This is a genomic window from Pyxidicoccus trucidator, from assembly GCF_010894435.1.
GTDB lineage: Bacteria > Myxococcota > Myxococcia > Myxococcales > Myxococcaceae > Myxococcus > Myxococcus trucidator.
Genome location: NZ_JAAIXZ010000009.1, coordinates 109,878 through 127,784, shown reverse-complemented (window position 1 = coordinate 127,784; position 17,907 = coordinate 109,878). Strand labels below are relative to the sequence as shown.

The 17,907-nt window shown below is 70.2% G+C and carries 14 protein-coding genes; 8 read left to right on the top strand and 6 right to left on the bottom strand.

Annotated elements, in window-relative coordinates:
- Nucleotides 1-7: 7 nt before the first annotated feature.
- The 3 genes from G4D85_RS25010 to G4D85_RS25000 all read left to right on the top strand — a co-directional run bounded on the left by G4D85_RS25010 (nt 8) and on the right by G4D85_RS25000 (nt 2,518).
- Nucleotides 8-1,327, top strand: a complete 1,320-nt coding sequence (locus G4D85_RS25010; protein ID WP_164016333.1) for a PhoH family protein — start codon at nt 8-10, stop codon at nt 1,325-1,327.
- Nucleotides 1,328-1,363: 36 nt separating this feature from the next.
- Entirely contained in the window at nt 1,364-1,672 is a 309-nt protein-coding gene (locus G4D85_RS25005) for an HP0495 family protein (RefSeq protein ID WP_164016331.1), read from the top strand.
- Between the two features lie 81 nt (nt 1,673-1,753).
- Nucleotides 1,754-2,518 carry an SAM-dependent methyltransferase gene (locus G4D85_RS25000; RefSeq protein WP_164016329.1) on the top strand — a complete coding sequence of 255 codons (765 nt, stop codon included), beginning with the start codon at nt 1,754-1,756 and terminating at the stop codon, nt 2,516-2,518.
- 77 nt (nt 2,519-2,595) lie between these two features.
- On the opposite strand, the gene G4D85_RS24995 is transcribed toward G4D85_RS25000, so the two are convergent.
- Complete coding sequence (locus G4D85_RS24995; RefSeq protein WP_164016327.1) at nt 2,596-3,687, bottom strand: diacylglycerol/lipid kinase family protein; 1,092 nt, start codon at nt 3,685-3,687, stop codon at nt 2,596-2,598.
- 398 nt (nt 3,688-4,085) lie between these two features.
- Between G4D85_RS24995 and dnaK the strand changes: the two genes are divergently transcribed.
- Complete coding sequence (gene dnaK, locus G4D85_RS24990) at nt 4,086-5,996, top strand: molecular chaperone DnaK (protein WP_164016325.1); 1,911 nt, start codon at nt 4,086-4,088, stop codon at nt 5,994-5,996.
- Nucleotides 5,997-6,114: 118 nt separating this feature from the next.
- Here dnaK and G4D85_RS24985 read toward each other — a convergent pair whose 3' ends face one another.
- Genes G4D85_RS24985 through G4D85_RS24970 form a run of 4 tightly spaced genes read right to left on the bottom strand, consistent with a single transcriptional unit; the run spans nt 6,115 to nt 9,957 of the window.
- Nucleotides 6,115-6,912, bottom strand: a complete 798-nt coding sequence (locus G4D85_RS24985) for an ABC transporter permease (protein WP_164016323.1) — start codon at nt 6,910-6,912, stop codon at nt 6,115-6,117.
- Complete coding sequence (locus G4D85_RS24980) at nt 6,909-7,697, bottom strand: ABC transporter permease (protein WP_164016322.1); 789 nt, start codon at nt 7,695-7,697, stop codon at nt 6,909-6,911. Before G4D85_RS24980 ends, G4D85_RS24985 begins: the two co-directional genes overlap by 4 nt.
- Nucleotides 7,694-8,689, bottom strand: a complete 996-nt coding sequence (locus G4D85_RS24975) for an ABC transporter ATP-binding protein (RefSeq protein ID WP_164016320.1) — start codon at nt 8,687-8,689, stop codon at nt 7,694-7,696. The genes G4D85_RS24980 and G4D85_RS24975 overlap by 4 nt, the downstream gene beginning before the upstream one ends.
- Nucleotides 8,689-9,957, bottom strand: coding sequence for a tetratricopeptide repeat protein (locus tag G4D85_RS24970; protein WP_164016318.1), 1,269 nt, complete (start codon nt 9,955-9,957; stop codon nt 8,689-8,691). Before G4D85_RS24970 ends, G4D85_RS24975 begins: the two co-directional genes overlap by 1 nt.
- Before the next feature lie 543 nt (nt 9,958-10,500).
- Between G4D85_RS24970 and G4D85_RS24965 the strand changes: the two genes are divergently transcribed.
- The 4 genes from G4D85_RS24965 to G4D85_RS24950 all read left to right on the top strand — a co-directional run bounded on the left by G4D85_RS24965 (nt 10,501) and on the right by G4D85_RS24950 (nt 16,916).
- Nucleotides 10,501-11,376 (top strand): hypothetical protein, encoded by an 876-nt coding sequence (locus G4D85_RS24965; RefSeq protein WP_164016316.1) that lies wholly within the window; start codon nt 10,501-10,503, stop codon nt 11,374-11,376.
- A gap of 52 nt (nt 11,377-11,428) precedes the next feature.
- A complete protein-coding gene (locus G4D85_RS24960; protein ID WP_164016314.1) occupies nt 11,429-13,996 on the top strand; it encodes an AAA family ATPase in 2,568 nt (855 codons plus the stop codon).
- A gap of 67 nt (nt 13,997-14,063) precedes the next feature.
- Nucleotides 14,064-16,340 carry a vWA domain-containing protein gene (locus G4D85_RS24955; protein WP_164016312.1) on the top strand — a complete coding sequence of 759 codons (2,277 nt, stop codon included), beginning with the start codon at nt 14,064-14,066 and terminating at the stop codon, nt 16,338-16,340.
- Nucleotides 16,341-16,355: 15 nt separating this feature from the next.
- On the top strand, nt 16,356-16,916 hold the full coding sequence (locus G4D85_RS24950) for a PspA/IM30 family protein (RefSeq protein ID WP_164016310.1): 561 nt from the start codon (nt 16,356-16,358) through the stop codon (nt 16,914-16,916).
- A 4-nt stretch (nt 16,917-16,920) separates the two neighbouring features.
- Here G4D85_RS24950 and G4D85_RS24945 read toward each other — a convergent pair whose 3' ends face one another.
- Complete coding sequence (locus G4D85_RS24945) at nt 16,921-17,802, bottom strand: DNA integrity scanning protein DisA nucleotide-binding domain protein (RefSeq protein ID WP_164016308.1); 882 nt, start codon at nt 17,800-17,802, stop codon at nt 16,921-16,923.
- Between the last annotated feature and the right edge of the window lie 105 nt (nt 17,803-17,907).

The window sequence follows — 17,907 nt, the reverse complement described above, 5'->3', positions numbered from 1 at the left end:
ACCCACGATGCGAAAGAACTTCATCCTCGACACCAACGTCCTCCTCCATGATCCGCGCAGCATCTACGGCTTCAAGGAAAACAACGTCATCATCCCCATCTACGTCATCGAGGAGATCGATCAGTTCAAGCGAGATCTCTCCGAGCTGGGGCGCAACGCACGACTGGTGGCCCGCTACCTGGACTCCTTCCGCGCGGAGGGCTCGCTGAAGGAGGGCGTGCCCCTGCCGCACGGGGGCATGCTGCGCGTCAACTTCACCGACCGCGAGCTGCCGCTGTCCATGGCGGACAGCAACCTGATGGACAACCGCATCCTCGCGGTGGCCATCGACCTGATGGAGAAGGAGCCGGAGACCCAGGCCGTCTTCATCACCAAGGACACCAACCTCCGCATCCGCGCGGACGCGCTCGGCCTCATCGCCGAGGACTACGACGCGGAGCGGGTGGAAATCACCGAGCTGTACACCGGCTTCACCGAGCGGCTCGTCCCGCGTGAGCTGGTGGACCAGATGTACAAGCAGGGCGCGGAGGTGGAGCTGCCCGACACGGACACGCTCGCCCCCAACCAGGTGGTGCTGCTCAAGGACGAGACGAACCCGTCCCACACCGCCATGGGCCGCTTCCATGGGACCAAGAGCCGGCTGGTGCCGCTGGCGCGCTCCATCAAGGACGGCACGTGGGGCGTGCGCCCGCGCAACATGGAGCAGACCTTCTGCCTGGACCTGCTGCTCAACGACGACATCAAGCTCGTGACGATTGTCGGCAAGGCGGGTACGGGCAAGACGCTGCTCGCCATCGCCGCGGGCCTGCAGAAGGTGACGGAGGAGGGCCTCTACCAGAAGCTGCTGGTGAGCCGGCCCATCTTCCCGCTGGGGCGGGACATCGGCTACCTGCCGGGCAGCGTCGAGGAGAAGCTCAACCCCTGGATGCAGCCCATCTTCGACAACGTGGAGTTCCTGATGAACCTCAGCCGCTCCGACAAGAAGGCCGGGCGCGGCTACCACGAGCTGCTGGACCTGGGGCTGATGGAAATCGAGCCGCTCACGTATATCCGTGGCCGCAGCCTGCCCAACCAGTTCATCATCGTGGACGAGGCGCAGAACCTCACGCCGCACGAGGTGAAGACCATCATCACCCGCGTGGGCGACAACACGAAGATCATCCTCACCGGAGACCCGTTCCAGATCGACAACCCGTACGTGGACTCGACCAACAACGGACTGGTGCACGTGGTCAACCGCTTCAAGAGCGAGAAGATCGCGGCGCACATCACCATGGCCAAGGGTGAGCGCAGCGCCCTGGCCGAGCTTGCCGCCAACCTGCTCTAGCGCCTGCGCCCCGAAGAGCAACCGACGAGACGTGCCATGACGAAGGACGGCCCTGGAAACAGCAACCCCGCGGAGGGAGAGGAGAAGAAGCCCCTCATCGAGTACCCCACGGTCTACACCTTCAAGGTGATGGGCAAGAAGGAGTCCGGCTTCGCCGAGCACGTGAGGGACTTGTTCCGGAAGCTGATGGGGACGGAGATCTCCCCGGACTCCATCCACGAGCAGCCCAGCAGCAAGGGCACGTACGTGTCGCTGAGCGTGTCGGTGTACCTGCTGTCCGAGGAACACCGACGCGCCATCTACGCGGAGCTCCACAAGGACGAGCGGGTCGTCTACTACCTCTGAGGCGGGGGCCCCGGCCGCCCGGTGCGAAAGGCCCGGGTGCGTGGCTGGAAGTCCGGACGGGGCAGGTATATTAGGAAGCTCATGAGCCCCGCTGAGTCCTTTCCGCTGTTCCACCCCGCAGGCGTCCGTCGCGCGTTCGCCTCGGACGACTCGACGCGACGCTTCGCCAAGGTGGCGCAGCTGGAGCCGGGCTCACGGGTGCTGGTGCTCGGCTGCGGCCCGGACGGGCAGGCCGCGCTGCTGCTGGCCCGGGAGCTGGGCTGCTCGGTGGTGGCCGCGGACACGGACGAGGCGCTGCTGGCCCCGCTGCGCGAGCGCGTGCGGACCCAGGGGCTCGCCGACAGGCTCGAGGTGCGGCGCGTGTCGCTGGACGCGCTCGGCCTGCCCGAGGGCGCCTTCAACGGCATCCTCATCCAGGGCCAGGTGCTGTACCCGCTGCGGCCCACGCTGGCGGGCATGCGCGCCCTCCTGGCGAAGCGCGGCCGCCTGGGCCTGACGTTCCCCGCGAGGGTGGGGCGCTTCGCGCCCAAGGCCACGCTCGACTTCTGGGAGCGCCGCGTGGGCGCACCGCTGCTGCTGCCGCGCGAGCTGTTGCAGACGCTGGAGGGCGCCGGCTACGAGCCGGAGTCCGCGGAGACGCTCCACGACACGGAGCTGGACATGCTCTACCGCGACATCGAGGCGAGTCTGGCGGCCGCGCCCGCGGGCCCGCAGGCGGCGGGGCTGCGCCAGGAGCTGGCCCTGCACCGCGAGAGCAACGGCAAGGCGAGCGTCAGCTATGCCTTCGTCGTGGGCCGCCGCAAGGAGCCGGGCGAGAAGCCTCCGGCGTCGAGAGATCGCGGCTAATCAGTCAGCATGCGAGGCGGCTGTCAGGCCCGGCGTCCCTCCAAGTGGCGCCGGGGCCCGACTGCCTACGGCCTGCTTCAGTTCATCGAGCCGTTGAAGTCCACCAGCTCGATGGACTCGGGCGCAACGGACAGGGACACCTCTTCGCGGTAGCCGGCCGCGTCGCCACCCACCTGGAAGGGCATGGGGCGGGCGAAGCGGATGGTGACCTCGCGGGCGTGGAAGTCGTGCAGGCCCTCGGGGAACCAGCGGCCGTTCCACAGCTTCGGCAGGTTCGCGAGCACGTTCGCCGGCTTCACCTGGCTCAGGCGCAGCTGCATGAAGCCGCGACGCTCACCAGCGAAGGGGAACATGCGGAAGCCGTAGCCGTAGAAGGGCATGGTGCCCGCCGCCGCCATCATCAGCCGGCCGCGGAACAGCGTGGCGCCGGGGGCCAGCGAGTCACCCACCGGGCGGCCATCCGCGCCCAGCCGGTACGCCTCGGACTGGCCGTTGATGACCTCGCACTCCACCCAGGTGGAGTTCGTGAGGTAGTGGGGCACCGTCTTGCAGGCCACCGCGGAGAAGTAGCCGCCGCTGCCGCTGAGGACGTTCTTGAAGAGCCCCTTGCCCAGGTTCTCCTTCACCCAGATGTAGTCGTTGAGCACCTTGCCATCCACGCCCAGGCCGGCGAACGGCGCGCGCTGGCCGTCCACCATCAGCAAATCCATGGGGCGGTAGCCGGGCACCTCGCCGGTGCGGGCGCGCAGCACGTCGTTGAGGATGCCGTCCCCGCGCGTGCTGGAGGCGTTGACGTGATTGGCGATGCCGTTGCCCGTGCCCAGCTTGAGGATGCCGAAGCGGGGCGCGGCCTGGCCCGCGAAGCGGCCGCGCGGCCCCACCTGGTGCAGCACCTCATTCACGAAGCCCATGAAGGTGCCGTCGCCGCCGCCCGTGAAGGCCATGGGGTAGCCCCGCTCCAGCACCGTCTGGGTGATGCGCCGGGCGTCCAGCGGCGAGCGGGAGAGGAACAGGTCCTGCTCCGGCACCACGTGCGACAGCGACTTCACCACCCGTGCGTCCACCTTGCGGGCGTTGGCGTTGAGCAGCACCGCGACCTTCGGCTCGGCGGTGACGTCCGTCGCACTCTGACGGCGGAAATCAGGGGAGCGGAGGGGCTGGACGAGCATGCGGCAGGCTCCTGGGTTGCTTGGGCTGGGGGGACCCGATGGCGACGCCGGCCGGAGTGTGCACTTTTCTCGCCAAGCCCTGACGCGGGGCGTCAGCAGGCGGGCAGGCATGAGATTCCAAGGGGTTGCAGCGTTGGCTGCTGATCGTGAGCCCGCCCGGTTGCTACCGCGGGGTGACAGCGGTGTAGAGCGCGTTACGCACCCGTGCCGTGTTGGTGGCACGGGCGTGACGCGGCGCATGCCTGCCTGCGCACTGCGCTACGCACCCGGAAGTCACACCTTCCTCCAGACGGGCCCCGAGTGCCTTCCCCGGTTTGACAGCAGGGGGTGGGTGGTTACGTTGGGCGTACATCAGGAGCTTTTGAGAAAAACGCAGTCTTTTCCGGAGGATACGAACCGTGGGCAAGATTATCGGGATCGACCTGGGCACCACGAACAGCGTGGTTGCGATCATGGAGGGTCGCGAGCCCAAGGTGATCGTCAACGAGGAAGGCAGCCGCATCACGCCCTCGGTGGTCGCGTTCACGAAGGACGGTGAGCGTCTGGTCGGTCAGGTGGCGAAGCGTCAGGCCATCACCAACCCTGAGCGGACGGTGTACTCCATCAAGCGCTTCATGGGCCGGCGCCACGACGAAGTGACCGAGGAGGCCAAGCTGGTCCCCTACAAGGTCGCCCGGGGCCCCCATGGCGACGCGCGCGTGGACATCGACGGCAAGCAGTACAGCGCGCCGGAGATCAGCGCGCAGGTGCTGCTGAAGCTGAAGCGCGCCGCGGAGAACTACCTGGGTGAGAAGGTGACGGAGGCGGTCATCACCGTCCCCGCGTACTTCAACGACGCCCAGCGCCAGGCCACCAAGGACGCGGGCGAGATTGCCGGCCTCACGGTGCGGCGCATCGTGAACGAGCCGACGGCGGCGGCGCTCGCCTACGGCATGGACAAGAAGAAGGACGAGAAGATCGCCGTCTACGACTTCGGCGGCGGCACCTTCGACGTGTCCATCCTCGAGGTGGGCGAGAGCGTGGTCGACGTGCTCGCGACCAACGGTGATACGCACCTGGGCGGCGACAACATCGATCTGCGGATCATGGATTGGCTGATCGCCGAGTTCAAGAAGGACACCGGGCTGGACGTCAGCAAGGACAAGATGGTCATCCAGCGCCTGAAGGAGGCGGCTGAGAAGGCGAAGATCGAGCTGTCGAGCGCGATGGAGACGGACATCAACCTGCCGTTCCTCACGGCGGACGCGTCCGGTCCCAAGCACCTCAACGTGAAGCTCACGCGCGCCAAGTTCGAGGCGATGATCGACGACCTCGTCGAGCGCTCGCTGGAGCCGTGCCGCAAGTGCCTCAAGGACTCCGGGCTGGACCCGAAGGACCTGAACGAAGTCGTCCTCGTGGGCGGCACCACCCGCATCCCGAAGGTGCAGGAGGCGGTGAAGCGGCTGTTCGGCAAGGAGCCGAACCGCTCGGTGAACCCGGACGAGGTGGTGGCGGTGGGCGCCGCGGTGCAGGCGGGCGTGCTCTCCGGCGAGGTGAAGGACATCCTCCTGCTGGACGTGACGCCGCTGAGCCTGGGCGTGGAGACGCTGGGTGGGGTGATGACGAAGCTCATCGAGCGCAACACCACCATCCCCACGCGCAAGTCGGAGACCTTCTCCACGGCCGCGGACGGCCAGACGCAGGTGGAGATCCACGTGCTGCAGGGTGAGCGCGAGATGGCGGGCGACAACCGCAGCCTCGGCCGCTTCCACCTGACGGGCATGCCTCCCGCGCCGCGCGGCGTGCCGCAAATCGAGGTGACGTTCGACATCGACGCGAACGGCATCCTCAACGTCAACGCGAAGGACAAGGCAACCGGCAAGGAGCAGAAGGTCACCATCACCCACTCGTCCGGCCTCGCGAAGGACGAGGTGGAGAAGATGGTCAACGACGCCCGCTCCAACGAGGCGGCCGACAAGGCCCGCCGCGAGCTGGTGGAGATGAAGAACCAGGCCGAGAGCCAGTCCTATGCGGCGGAGAAGCTGCTGAAGGAGAACAAGGAGAAGCTCTCCGCCGACACGGCGAAGGCGCTCGAGGACGCGGTGGCGGGGCTCAACCAGGTTCGCGAGGGCCAGGACAAGGACGCCATCAAGACCGCGCTCGATACGCTCCAGGCCGCCAGCTACAAGGCCGCCGAGGAGATGTACCGCGCCACCGGCGGCGCGCCGGGCGCCGAGGGTGCTCCGGGCGCCGGGCCCTCCGCGGCTCCGGGCTCGCAGGCCACGGGCAAGAAGGACGACGTGGTGGACGCCGAGTTCCGCCAGTCGTAGTGCCGGGGCGGCAACAAGCCGCTTCCGCTGAGTGAGTCATGAGGGCCGGTACTCCCGCGAAGGTGGGGGGCCGGCCCTCCTGCTTTTGCGGGCCCAGTGGCAGGGCCCCTCAGGTGCCTCACACCTCCTCCAGGGTCGCGTCCCGCCGGGCGCGGAGCTCGAAGGTGCGGAACAGGAGGTAGCCCAGGCCCGAGAAGGCCGCGGCGAGGCCTGCCTCCCGAAGCAGCGCGCCGGAGACCTGCGACAGGTCGGCGCCCGCCACCACCGCACGCGCCGCGGCGATGCCGTTCGTCAGCGGGAGCAGGCGGCTCAGGTGTCCGAGTCCCTCGGGTAGCAGCTCCACCGGGACGACAGCGCCGCACAGCAGCAGGAGCACGGGCCCGGCCAGGTTGGTGAAGAGATACATGTCCCGCACCCAGAGGCCGAGCGCGCCCAGGACCAACCCCAGCCCGGTGCAGGAGGCCACCGCGACGAGCACCGTGAGCGCCAACAGGGGAAGCGAGCCCCATGGCGGTGAGAAGTCCAGGAGCACCGTCCCCGCGAGCAGGCCAAAGAGCGCCACGAAGCACCCGTCCAGCGTCACCGGCAGCGCCCGGCCCAGGAACATGGGGAGGCGCGGCGCGGGGGAGATGAGCAGCAGCGGCAGGGTCCGCAGGTGTCGCTCACCCGCCACGGCGGCGGTCATGCCGACGAGGCTGGACACCGAGCACGACTGGAGCGCGCTGCCCACCACGAAGAACGCGTCATCCGCCACACCCGAGTGGCGCCCCAGGTAGGCGAAGAAGAGGACCTGCACCAGCGGGACGGCCATCAAGGTGGGCAGGTACAGCCACGGCGTCGCTACCCCGAAGAAGGCCCGATAGGAGAGGAGTCCCCCGAGGAAGAAGAGGCGAAACCAGGAGCGGGGATTCATCATGACAGGGAGAGGGTGGCGGCCTCGCGGGCCTTGCGTTCGAGCTGCCGCAAGAGCCCGGCGCCCACGGCGAGGGAGGCCAGCCCCAACCCCAGACACATTCCCAGGGCGGGGAGCACGGGGCCGCCGGCGGCGGCGGCGGACAGGGCGCGGAGTCCCCAGGTCGGGGCCAGCAGCCAGGACACCGGAGCGGTCCACGCCGGCAACAGGGACACCGGCACCAGCAGGCCGCACAGCAGCCACAGCGGATAGGTGAGGAACCGCTCGGCGAGGAACGCCTGCCGGTAGCGGAGGAAGACCGCCGCGAGGGAGAGCCCCATCGTTCCCAGGCTGCCCAGCGTCACCACCGCCGCGAGGCAGAAGAGGCCGGGGTGCGCGAAATCCAGTGAGACTCCGAACAGGAGCCGCCCCCACAGCAGCGTCGCCGCCAGCGAGTACGCGCCGAGCGTCGCGGGGGCGAGCGTCAGGGGAAGCACCACGAGGACTGGCGACGCGGGCGCGCTCATGAGCAGCTCCAGCGTCCCCTGGGCGCGCTGCCAGTGCAGCATGCCCATGGAGGTCAGCGCGGAGGCCCAGGCGCCCATCATCCCAGCCCCCAGGGCCGCATCGAGGAGCGAGCCCCTGTGGCCTCCCGTACGGAACAGGAGGAGGGCGAGCGTGGCGAAGATGAGCGGCTCGAAGATGGCGCGCAGCAGGAAGAAGCCCGAGCGCGAGAGGATGCCCAGGTGGAACCACCAGCCCACCGCGAGCAAGCGGACCGCGCGCCACGGCCTTCCCGGTCGCATCATGCTGAGCCCCCTGGAGCAGGCACCGCGGACTTCGTCACCAGCGCGATGTAGGCGTCCTCGAGCGTGGGCTCCCGCGAGGACACCCGCACCACCCGAGTGCCGGACAGGACCCGCAACAGCTCGGGGATGAGCTGCTCTCCCTCACGGGTCTGCACGTGCAGGGTCTGCCGTGCGTCTCGCTCCTCCACGTAGACGCCGGTGACAGTCGGGACGTGCCGCAGTCGCTCCACCTCCGCGGGGCTCGCGCCTCCCACCTCGAGCTCCACCACCTTGCGGTCCGCGAGGGTCGACTTCAGCGCATCCGGCGTCCCCTCGGCGACCAGCACGCCCTGGGCGATGATGGCCAGCCGATCACACAGCGCATCCACCTCCAGCATGTAGTGCGTCGTCAGGAGCACCGCCTTGCCCTCGGCCTTGAGCGCGGCGATGGTCGCCCGCAGCTCCCGGGCCGCCACAGGGTCCACGCCGATGGAGGGCTCGTCGAGGAACACCACCGGAGGGTCATGCAGCAGTCCCCGGGCAATGTGCAGGCGCTGGCGCATGCCCCGGGAGTAGGTCTCGACGCGCGCGTGCTCACGGCCGCTCAGCCCCACGACGTCCAGCATCCGGGCGATGCGCCGGGACTGCTCGCGTGGGGGGACGCCCGCCAGCTCGGCGAAGTAGCGGAGGTTGTCCCGCGCGGACAGCCGCAGGTAGAAGCCCAGGTCGCCGCCGAAGACAAACCCGATGCGCTCGCGGACCTGCCGCGTCTGCGTCGCCACATCGAAGCCCTGCACACGGGCTGTTCCCGAGGTGGGCAGCAGCAGCGTGGCCAGCATCTTCAGGGTGGTGGTCTTCCCCGCGCCGTTGGGCCCGAGCAGCCCGAACAGCTCTCCCGGGCGGACCGAGAAGCTCACCCCTCGGACGGCCTCGACCTCTCGGCCCCTCCGCCGCAGGAAGCCTTCCCGCACGCGGTAGGTCCGGCGCAGCGAGAGCGCCTCGATGGCATCCATCAGGCCCCCGCGAACGTCAGGCGTTCCCCGGCCTCGGACTGCTCGAGCCTGCCCAGCCAGGTGCCTGCCGACACGCGGTCACCCGCGCCGTCGAACGCCACGGCGATCAGCTTCCAGATCTGCCGCAGTCGCAGCGGCGCGACGTGCTGGGCGACACGGGACTCGGCGGGGAGCAGCAGCTCCAGGGCTCGCGAGGGTTGCCCCGCGCGGATGAGCGCGAAGCCCAGGAGGGAGAGTGCCTCATCGAGCGACTCGGGATGGTGCTGGCCCGCCAGTGCAGCGGCCCGCTCGAACACCTCCACCGCCCGTGCCCAGTCCTCCTTCATGCTCGCCAGCAGGGCCATGTTCTCCAGTACCTGGACGCGGTAGCGGTCGCCGACGCGCGGCTCCAGGGTCAGGCTCGCGGCGGGGCTGGCCTCCAGCTCCCGCCACGCCTCGCAGATGAGCACCTCCGCTTCGTCCAGCCGCTTCGCACGCACTCGCGCGAGCGCCCGGAGGTTCTTCACCAGCGCACCGCAGAACGTGGCGTCCGGTGCGTGAGGAAGTGCCGCGGCCAGACGGGCTGCCTCGTCGAGCGCTGCCTCGGTGCGCCCGGCGTCCAGCAGCCGCTTGAGCTCCGCCGCCGCGAGGCGGAGCTGGGTGAACAGCCGCTGTTGCGGATCCTGCCAGCGTACGCTGGCCAGTTGGTAGAGCTCACGACAGGCCGGGTCCGCGCTGGTTGCCAGGACGTTGGCGGCGCACGTGAGCACGAAGGCGGGAATGTCGCCCGACTTCAAATCCCGAGCGACGGGGACCAGCGGGCGCACCAGGCTCTCCGCGTCCTCCCAGCTCCCCAGCACATTCACATAGCAGTGCAAGACCTGGCTAAGTACCGACACGTCGTTCGCGGCCGCGTCTCGCACGAACGGCCCGAAGTCGAAGGAGGGCGAGAGCGCGGGCCCGCCGCGACGCACCGACAGGGCATGGAGGCAGTGGTCGACCCCGCCAAGCGAGCCAAGGACGTCGCGAGGCATGCGCTCATCAAGCAACGCACTCGCGTGCGCGTGGAAGTACTCGCGGGGCTCCGGTGAGCGACGCAGCCCGAGGTCCGTGAGCCAGTTGGGATCGCCAGCGGTGATGCAGTTGAAGTCTCTTCCAATCGCATTCACCCGGGAGAGCGCCCGAAGAAAGGGCCCAGGGGTGCTCCCATGCGCGCGAGACGCCTGTTCTGAGAGGAGTCCGGCGAGGTGGATGGCGGGCAGGCTGTGGGGATTGATACCAGGGCTCACGGAGTGCTCCAGGGAGAGAGAGCAGGGGGCTGCACTCCGGGCGCGCGCCCAAATACAGACAGGCGCCCGGAGCGTGACGAACCGCTGGCTGCTGCTAGTTGCCGCCGCCCGGACCGCCGTGGTTCCACTCCATCAGGAGCTGCTTCGTGAAGAGGACGGTGTTGTCCAGCTCGGCGCGCAGCGCCGCGAGGCGGGCATCAATCTGCATGGCGTTCTCGTGATTCTCCCTTGGATGAACGTGAGGTTCCGCAGGGAGAGTGGCGGGGAGCCTCATCTTTCAAACGGGACGCCCCCAGACTTGTCGCATGGGCATTTGTCTCAGACTTTTCATTTGGGGATGCACCGGGCGCGTTCGCGTTCGGACCGAGCGACAAGCTTCCTCGCGTGCCGACCTGCCGCGAGCAGGGGGCCATCCGGAAGCGTGGATGGCCGTACGAGAAGTGGGATGGGCGTGGGCTGCAAGTGTTTGACGGGACTGGGATGGGAGTTGGCGGAGGGGCTGCAACCGGGCGGGGCTTCTCGTGCCTGCGAAAGGGCGCCCGCATGTCCCGCATCCCTTCCCCGACGTCTCCTGTCTCCACCCCCGGCCTCGTCGACACCGAGGGGGCCAACGCCGCACACGCCCTGTCCTCGACACGGCCGGCGCCTTCCCGTGCCCCGGCCTCCGCTCCGGCCATCTCCGTGGAGGTGTACCGGGGCTTCGAGGGTGGGACGCGGGAGGGCACCCCGGTGACGGGGCCCCGCTCCGGCCCGAAGACGGGGGCGGACAACCGCTTCGACTTCGCCATCGGCGGCGCTTTTCCTCCGCAGCCCATGGGCAACCTGGCCGAGCAGGTGAAGCAGGCGGGGCTCACGGCCGCGCAGTCCAACGCCGCGGCGGCCAGCCTGGTGATGGGGGGCGGCGCCATCGTGGACGCGTACGCCCGCCAGCACCTGCGGATGCTGGACGCGAGCCCGCCCATCCAGGGCGCCCCCACGTCGCTGACGGACTACACCAGCGCCATCCCGGGCGTCGCCCCGGAGTCGGTCTACGCCTACTTCGTGCGCAACCCAGGGGCGGTGTTCGAGGCGGCGGGCATCCAGGTGCGGCCCGCCGTGGCCACGCTGACGGACGGGGCGAAGCTGTTCCTGGAGGAGAAGGGCATGCCGCCGGTGTGGGCACCCATCACCGTCCGGCTGGAGCCGGAGTCGAACACGCTGCACATCACCACCCTGGACGGCCACCCGCTGCGGGGGACGAACCGCTTCGTCTTCGAGGGCGACGGAGAGGGGGGCACCCGGGTGCGTCAGTACTCCGCCTTCCAGGGCAGCTCTCCCGCCACCGCGGTGGGGATGGCGGTCATGGACCCGATTGAGCGGCAGCACGGCATCTGGCGCAGCGTGCATGCGCACCTGCATGACACCCTGCGGGAGCACTGAGCGTCACGGCGGGCGTCGGCGCACTTCTATTGAGGCGACGGCGGCGGATAGCATGGGTGCCATCCCCGCTACCCCTGGGTCGTCCGTGCACGCTCCTCAGCAGCCCCCCTACCTCCAGGCCGCCCGGGCCTTCCGGCACTTCTTCGGCGAGCTCCGGGACGCCTACCTGGAGCGAGAGACGCTCTTCACCCAGCTGGAGCTGGCCCTGCTGGGCCGGGAGCACGTGCTGGTGGTGGGGCCTCCGGGCACGGCGAAGAGCGCCATCGCCAGCGCGGTGCTGGGGCGCATCATCGACGAGCGCACGGGCCTGCCGTCGCTGTTCTCCAAGCAGTTCACCGAGTCCACCGTGCAGACGGACCTCATCGGCCCGGTGGACTTCAAGGTGCTCACGGAGACGGGGCGCACGGAGTACCTCACCGACGAGGGCATGCTGGGCTCCGAGCATGCCTTCCTGGACGAGGTGTTCGACGGCCGGGACATGCTGCTGCGCTCCATCCTCAACGTGCTGTACGAGCGCGAGCTGAAGCACGGCAAGCGGGTGACGGCGGGGCGCACCGAGTGCGTCATCATGACGAGCAACCGGTACCTCTCCGAGGTGCTGGCACGCTCGCCGGAGCTGCTGCTGGCCTTCGCGGACCGGCTGAGCTTCATCTGCTTCGTGCCCAAGTCCTTCGCCCGGCGGGAGAGCCGGGCGGCCATGCTCCAGCGTTACTCCACCGGGGCGCGGCCGGATTTGCGCGCCCAGCTCACGCTCCAGCAGGTGGACCTGCTCCAGGACGCGGTGACGAAAGTGAAGGTGCCCAGCGACGTGCTGGAGGGCGTGGAGTTGCTGGCGGACGCGCTGGAGCGGGCGCTGGCGGCGCAGGTGTCCAAGCTGCCGGACTACGTGCCCACGAAGTACTTCTCCCAGCGCTCGGCGGTGAAGGCGCTGTGGGCGCTGAAGGCGGCGGTGGTGAGAGATCAGCTCTACCGGCGACCGGACCGGCCGCTGGAGGCGACGGTGGAGGACCTGGACTCGCTGCGCTGGTTCTTCCTGCTGGGCGGCCCGCCCGCGGCGGAGACGGAGGCGCTGCTCAAGTCGGTGGTGGACCCCCGCGAGCGGGCGCAGCTCGAAATCGTCCGGCTGGAGCAGCGGGCCTTCGACGAGGCCCTGGCCAAGGTGCGGCAGGAGCTGGGCGGCGGGGTGGAGCGCGAGGCCGCGGCGCTCAACTCCAGTGAAGAGGTGACGGCGGCCGAGGCGCTGGGGCGCAACTGGCAGCCGGCCCTGGTCTCCACCACCGCGAAGGGCCTGCTGGCCAAGCTGGTGCCAGGGCCGCGCCACGCGCAGAACCGGGCGCCCCTGCTGGTGGCGGCGAGGGCGCTGGTGGCGGCGCTGGAGCAGCGGCTGGCGCGCGGCATGGCGGGGCAGGGCGAGGGCCGGGGCGGGCTGGCGCTCCTGACGTCCTTCCGGGACGCCCTGGAGCTGTGCCGCACCCTCCCCGAGCTGCGTGGCAACTTCGCGCCGCTGTGCGAGGCCACCGCGCGCTTCCTGGAGGGGGCGCTGGAGATGATTGCCCTGTCCGCGGAGAGCGTGGACTTCGAGGACGGGCTCAAGCTGGAAGGGCTGGTGGGGCTGGCCGACAACCTGGAGGAGGAGCTGTCCCAGACGACGGAGCTGGCCGGACAGCTGTCCGAGGGCGCGCCGGCGGCGCTGGAGCGCCTGCGCGTGGCCGAGGTCGCCGTGCGGCGGCGCGTGGTGTCCGCCCTCCGGCGCCGCGCGACGCTGGCCTTCCAGGGCTCCACGGGGCGGGCCCGGAGGGAGCCGCTGGATGCGCTCTCCGCCGACTCGCGGCGCCTCACGCAGCTGGAGCACTCCCTGGCCGTGCTGGACCCGTCGCAGCAGGGGCTCAAGCAGGAGCTGCTGCTGCCGCTGGGCCTGGCCTACGCGCGCGACGTGCTGGGCACCACGCCCTTCGAGCGAATCGAGCAGTACGGCCGCGCGGTGCAGTCGGTGGCGGAGAACCTGCGGCGTGAGGGCCTGTCCGTGGAGGGAGTCATGGGCGAGTGCCGCGACATCCTCGAGGCCCGGCTGAAGGAGCACGCCCGACTCCTCACGCGTGAGGTGGCCAGCCCTCCGCTCCAGGCCACCGCCGTCATCAATGGCGACGCGTACGTCTTCTACCGTGGCGAGTTCTCCGCCCGGGCGCCGGATGGCGAGCTGGCCGCGCTGCTCGGGCTGGACGGACAGCTCTCCGTCGCACGCAACGGCTCCGGGCCGGGCTTCCTGTCGGAGAACGTCCGCTCGGCGGTGGCGCAGGCGGAGCTGGCCTTCCTCCACTCGCGGGTGAAGTACCTGCGCAGCTGGCTGACGCAGCTGCTCACGTCCCTGCCGGCGCCGGACTCCATCTCGGAGCGGGCGGAGGCGGAGCGCACGGTGGACCGGCTGGTGCGCAGCCGCTTCCCGCTGCTGGCGCTGAAGGAAGGGGAGCTGGTGCGCCTGCGGGGCGTGCTGTCCCTGCTGGGTTCCATGCCCGGAGACCTGGGCGAGAGCGCGCGCCGGCTGGAGGGCCAGCTCCGGGGCATCGACGACGACTTCGGGCGCTTCAGCCGGCAGGTGCTGGAGCGGCGGTCGGCGTCATGAGGCGGCCACTCCCGGGCCCCTGGCGTGAGCCCGCCTTCCCGGGCGGGGCGGAGAGGGGACGCTGAGCGTGCTGGCCCGGCGGCTCACGGAACTGCGACGGCGCCTGGACGCCCTGCACCAGCCCGCGCCAACCCCTGGCGGCTGGCGGGGGTGGTCGCTGGGCCGCCGTGCCCGGGGCCCGGAGGACCTGGCCCTGCCGGTGCTCACGGCGCTGGACCGCGAGCTGGACCGGGTGGGCGTCCACACCGCGGCGGACGCGCAGCTGCTGCGCGAGCTGGGCGTGCGCAAGGGAAGGGCGGGCACACTGGCCCAGGGGCTCCAGACGCGGGCCCAGCAGGCGCTGGAGGAGGTGGAGGAGTGCGTGCTGCGCGTGGAGCGCGCATGGCGGGCGGGCGAGCCTCCGCCGGGAGCGCTCACCCTGCTGGAGCGGGCCTTCGTGCAGCTGGCGCGGGCGGTGAAGGTGGCGGAGCTGTTCGCCCGGCCTCCCGCCGCCGACGTGGACGCGGACGCGGACTTCGAAATCTACGTGCGGCCGGACGTGACGCGGAAGGACCGCCCGCCCACCAGCGCCCGCATGGCCGCGGCCGAGTACTTCGCCGAGCGGGCCCGGGAGAACGTGGCGGACGTGGTGCAGAAGCGCAGGGACCTGGACCTGGCGCACGAGCTGCTGCTGCGCCTGGGCGCGGACCATGACCGGGAGCGGGGCCTCGCGCTGCGCCGGCAGGTGGTGGAGGCCCGCGAGCGCGTGCGCTCGGTGCCAGCGGTGCGCTCGTTGGAGGAGCTGGTGCGGCACGTGAGGCATGCGGCGCGGCGCGAGCCCCAGGTGGCCTACCGCTCGCTGCGTGCCCTGTACGAGCGGGCGCTGGAGGCAGGAGACAAGCAGCTGGCGGACGCCGCGCGCACGGCCCTGGAGCCCCTGCTGCCCGCGCGGCCGCGCCTGTCGTCCCTGCTGGAGGGCGCGGAGCAGGACTCGCTGGCGCACTGGTTCGGAGAGGTGCAGGAGGAAGGGAAGCCCGAGGCCGCGCCGCCCAAGCCGGATGAGCTGCTGGCGGACCTGGCCTTCTCCCTCAAGCCCGAGCAGCTCTCCACCTTCGAGCTGGCGGCCGGCTGTGCGCGGTACTTCGACGTGGAGGACGCGCTGTCCGAGGAAATCGTCCTGGCGGACACCCGCGCCACGCGGCCCGTGCCCCGGCGCGTGCCGTACCCCACCCAGACGATGACCTACGAGACGACGGGCAGCCTGCACGAGGTCCACAACTTCGTGCTGACCGACCCGCGCATGCTGCTGCGGGACCTGGCCTCCAGCCGCCAGCTGGTGCGCACGTACCTGGAGGAGGAGCCGCCGCCGCGCCCCCGGAAGGTGAAGCGCACCGCGGTGCGCGTCTACGTGTGTGACGCCTCGGGCTCCATGCACGGCGGCCGCGCCCGCTTCCGTGACGCCATCGTCATCGCCGAGCTGAACAACCTGCGCGTCAAGGCGCGCCGGGGCGAGCAGTTCGACCCGCTCTACTTCAGCTTCTTCAACGACGTGCCCACCGAGCTGGCCCGCGTGGACACCGCCGTCGAGGCCACCCGGCAGATTGAGAAGCTCTTCCGGGAGTCACCCGCCGAGGGGCAGACGGACATCACCCTCGCGCTGATGTCCGCCTTCGACTCCATCCGCGCCGCGCAGGGGAGGGACCCGTACCTCGCCCGCGCCACCGTGGTCATCATCACCGACGGCGAGGACCGGGTGGACCTGGAGCTCATCCGCCGCACCCGCGCGCCCATGGGGGCGCTGGACATCGCCCTGAGCTTCATCTCCCTGGGCGAGGAGAACCCCGACCTGCGCATGCTGGTGAAGGAGCAGCGCGCCGCCGGAGGCCGCGCCTTCTACCACCACCTCTCCGACGAGGAGATTCTGTGGGCGCGCACCGAGTTCGACACCCCCTGGCGCACGCTGCTGCCCCGGGACGTGCCCGCCACGGGGGACGCCCTGGAGCAACTGGCCCCCCACCTGGAAGCGCTGGAGGCAGTGGCGGCCGGGCGGGGCACGCCGACGCAGGTGGCGGTGGACGCGTCGTTCGACGCGCTCTTCCCGGAGGAGCCCTCCGCGCCGGCCAGCCGCGAGGCGCCGGGCCCGGACGTGGTGAACCGGGTGGTGGACATCCTCGCCGCGCTGGTGGAGGCGGCCTCGCTGGCCCCGGCGGACCGGCGGGCCTCGGAGAGCGTGGTGCTGTTGCAGCACCTGCTGTCCGTGTACGGACTCACCCCGGCGCGCTACCTGTCCGCCCTGTCCGCCGGTGGGCTTCCGGTGCGCGAGGCCCTGGAACGGGTACGGCTGTTGTGCCGGCCGTTCGGCTAGGCTTGCGGCCACGCCATGTTCTTCGGCCTGTGGAATCGCAAGAAGAAGGAGCCCTCCCGGCCGGCGGACCCGCTCGCCGCGCTGGACCAGCTCATCGAGAACCTGGAGCGCCAGGGGGCCCAGGTCCGCAAGTCCGCGGCCACGCTGCTGGCCCTCAAGGGAGACCTCACCCGCGCCGTGGAGCGGTACACGCGCCGGCTGGAGGACATCGCCTCGCGCCACACCACCGCGGAAGGCCGCGGCGACACCCGGGCCATGGCCGTGCTGCGCAAGGACAGCGAGCAGGCGGAGTCGCTGCTCGCCTCCACGCGGGACTCGCTGGAGCGCGCGGACGCGGACGGGAAGCTGCTGCTGGAGGCCGCGGCGGAGCTGGGAGACCGGGTGCTGGAGCTGCGCCGCGAGCGGGAGAGCGCCTCCGCCCGTATCACCGTGGGCGGCATCGTCACCGAGGCCATGCGCGAGCGCGTGGCCCGCTTCGAGCAGGCCCTGGTGGTGGACGCCGCGCGCGACGAGGTGGAGCGCGCGCATGCCCTGGCGGACATCTACCGCGAGGAGCTGAAGGAGCAGGAGCGCTGAAGCTTCAGGTGCGGCGCGCCGTCTGGTGCAGCTCCAGGACGATGTTGCCGCCCTTGAAGAGGCGCACCGCGCCCGACGTCTGGCTCACCACCAGCGCGATGCACTGCGTGGTGGAGGTAATCCCGGCGGCGGCCGCGTGACGGGCGCCCAGGCCGAGCGGAATCTTCACCGCGTCGTCCGTGGCGGAGAGGTAGCGGCCCGCGGCCAGCACCACGCCGTCCTCGCGGATGACGAAGGCCCCGTCCAGCACGGAGAAGTTCTTGATGGCCTCCCGAATCTTCGGGTCCAGCACGTTCCGCTCCGACTCGGAGATGCCCTGGAACGGGTTGATGGTCATCTGCCGGCTCTTCTCCAGCACCGTGGTGTGGTCACCGATGGTGATGATGGTGCCGATGGGGTGGCCCTCGAAGCCCTCCTGGCCAATCTGCAGCGCGAGCTGGATGAGCGCGTCCACCACCTGGGAGTTGAACTCCTCGCCCAGCTTCACGCCTTCAATGGCCAGCCGGTCGTCCAGCGAGCCTCCGATGCGCATCTGCATCAGCGTGTCCGGCGCCCGGCCCACCTTTCCCGTCATGCAGAGCACCAGGTCGCCTTCCTTGAACGCTCCCTGGGACAGCGCGGACACGAGCGCCACCTTCACGCGCTCCGTGCGCGAGTAATCGTAGGCGGGGATGACAAGAGCGCGTACCTTCTTGGCGAGGTGTTCCTGTGCCAGCTTCGGCATCGTCACCGCGTACACGAGCTTCTTGCGAGCAGGCCGGCCCCGGAACTCTTCGGAAGGAATGGGTGTGTCACAGATGTAGAGGAAGTGATCCACTTCGCTCTTGCCCGCCAGCGAGAGGGCCGAGCGCAAGAACTCCCGATCGAACTTCGTGTTCTCGGACAAGAACCCCTCCCTACACCCACAGTGTATACCCAGGTCAGCTTGACACCGAAGGTTACATGAATAAAGCTTTCGGGCCCTTTTTTTGGGGGACAGGGCCCCAAACCC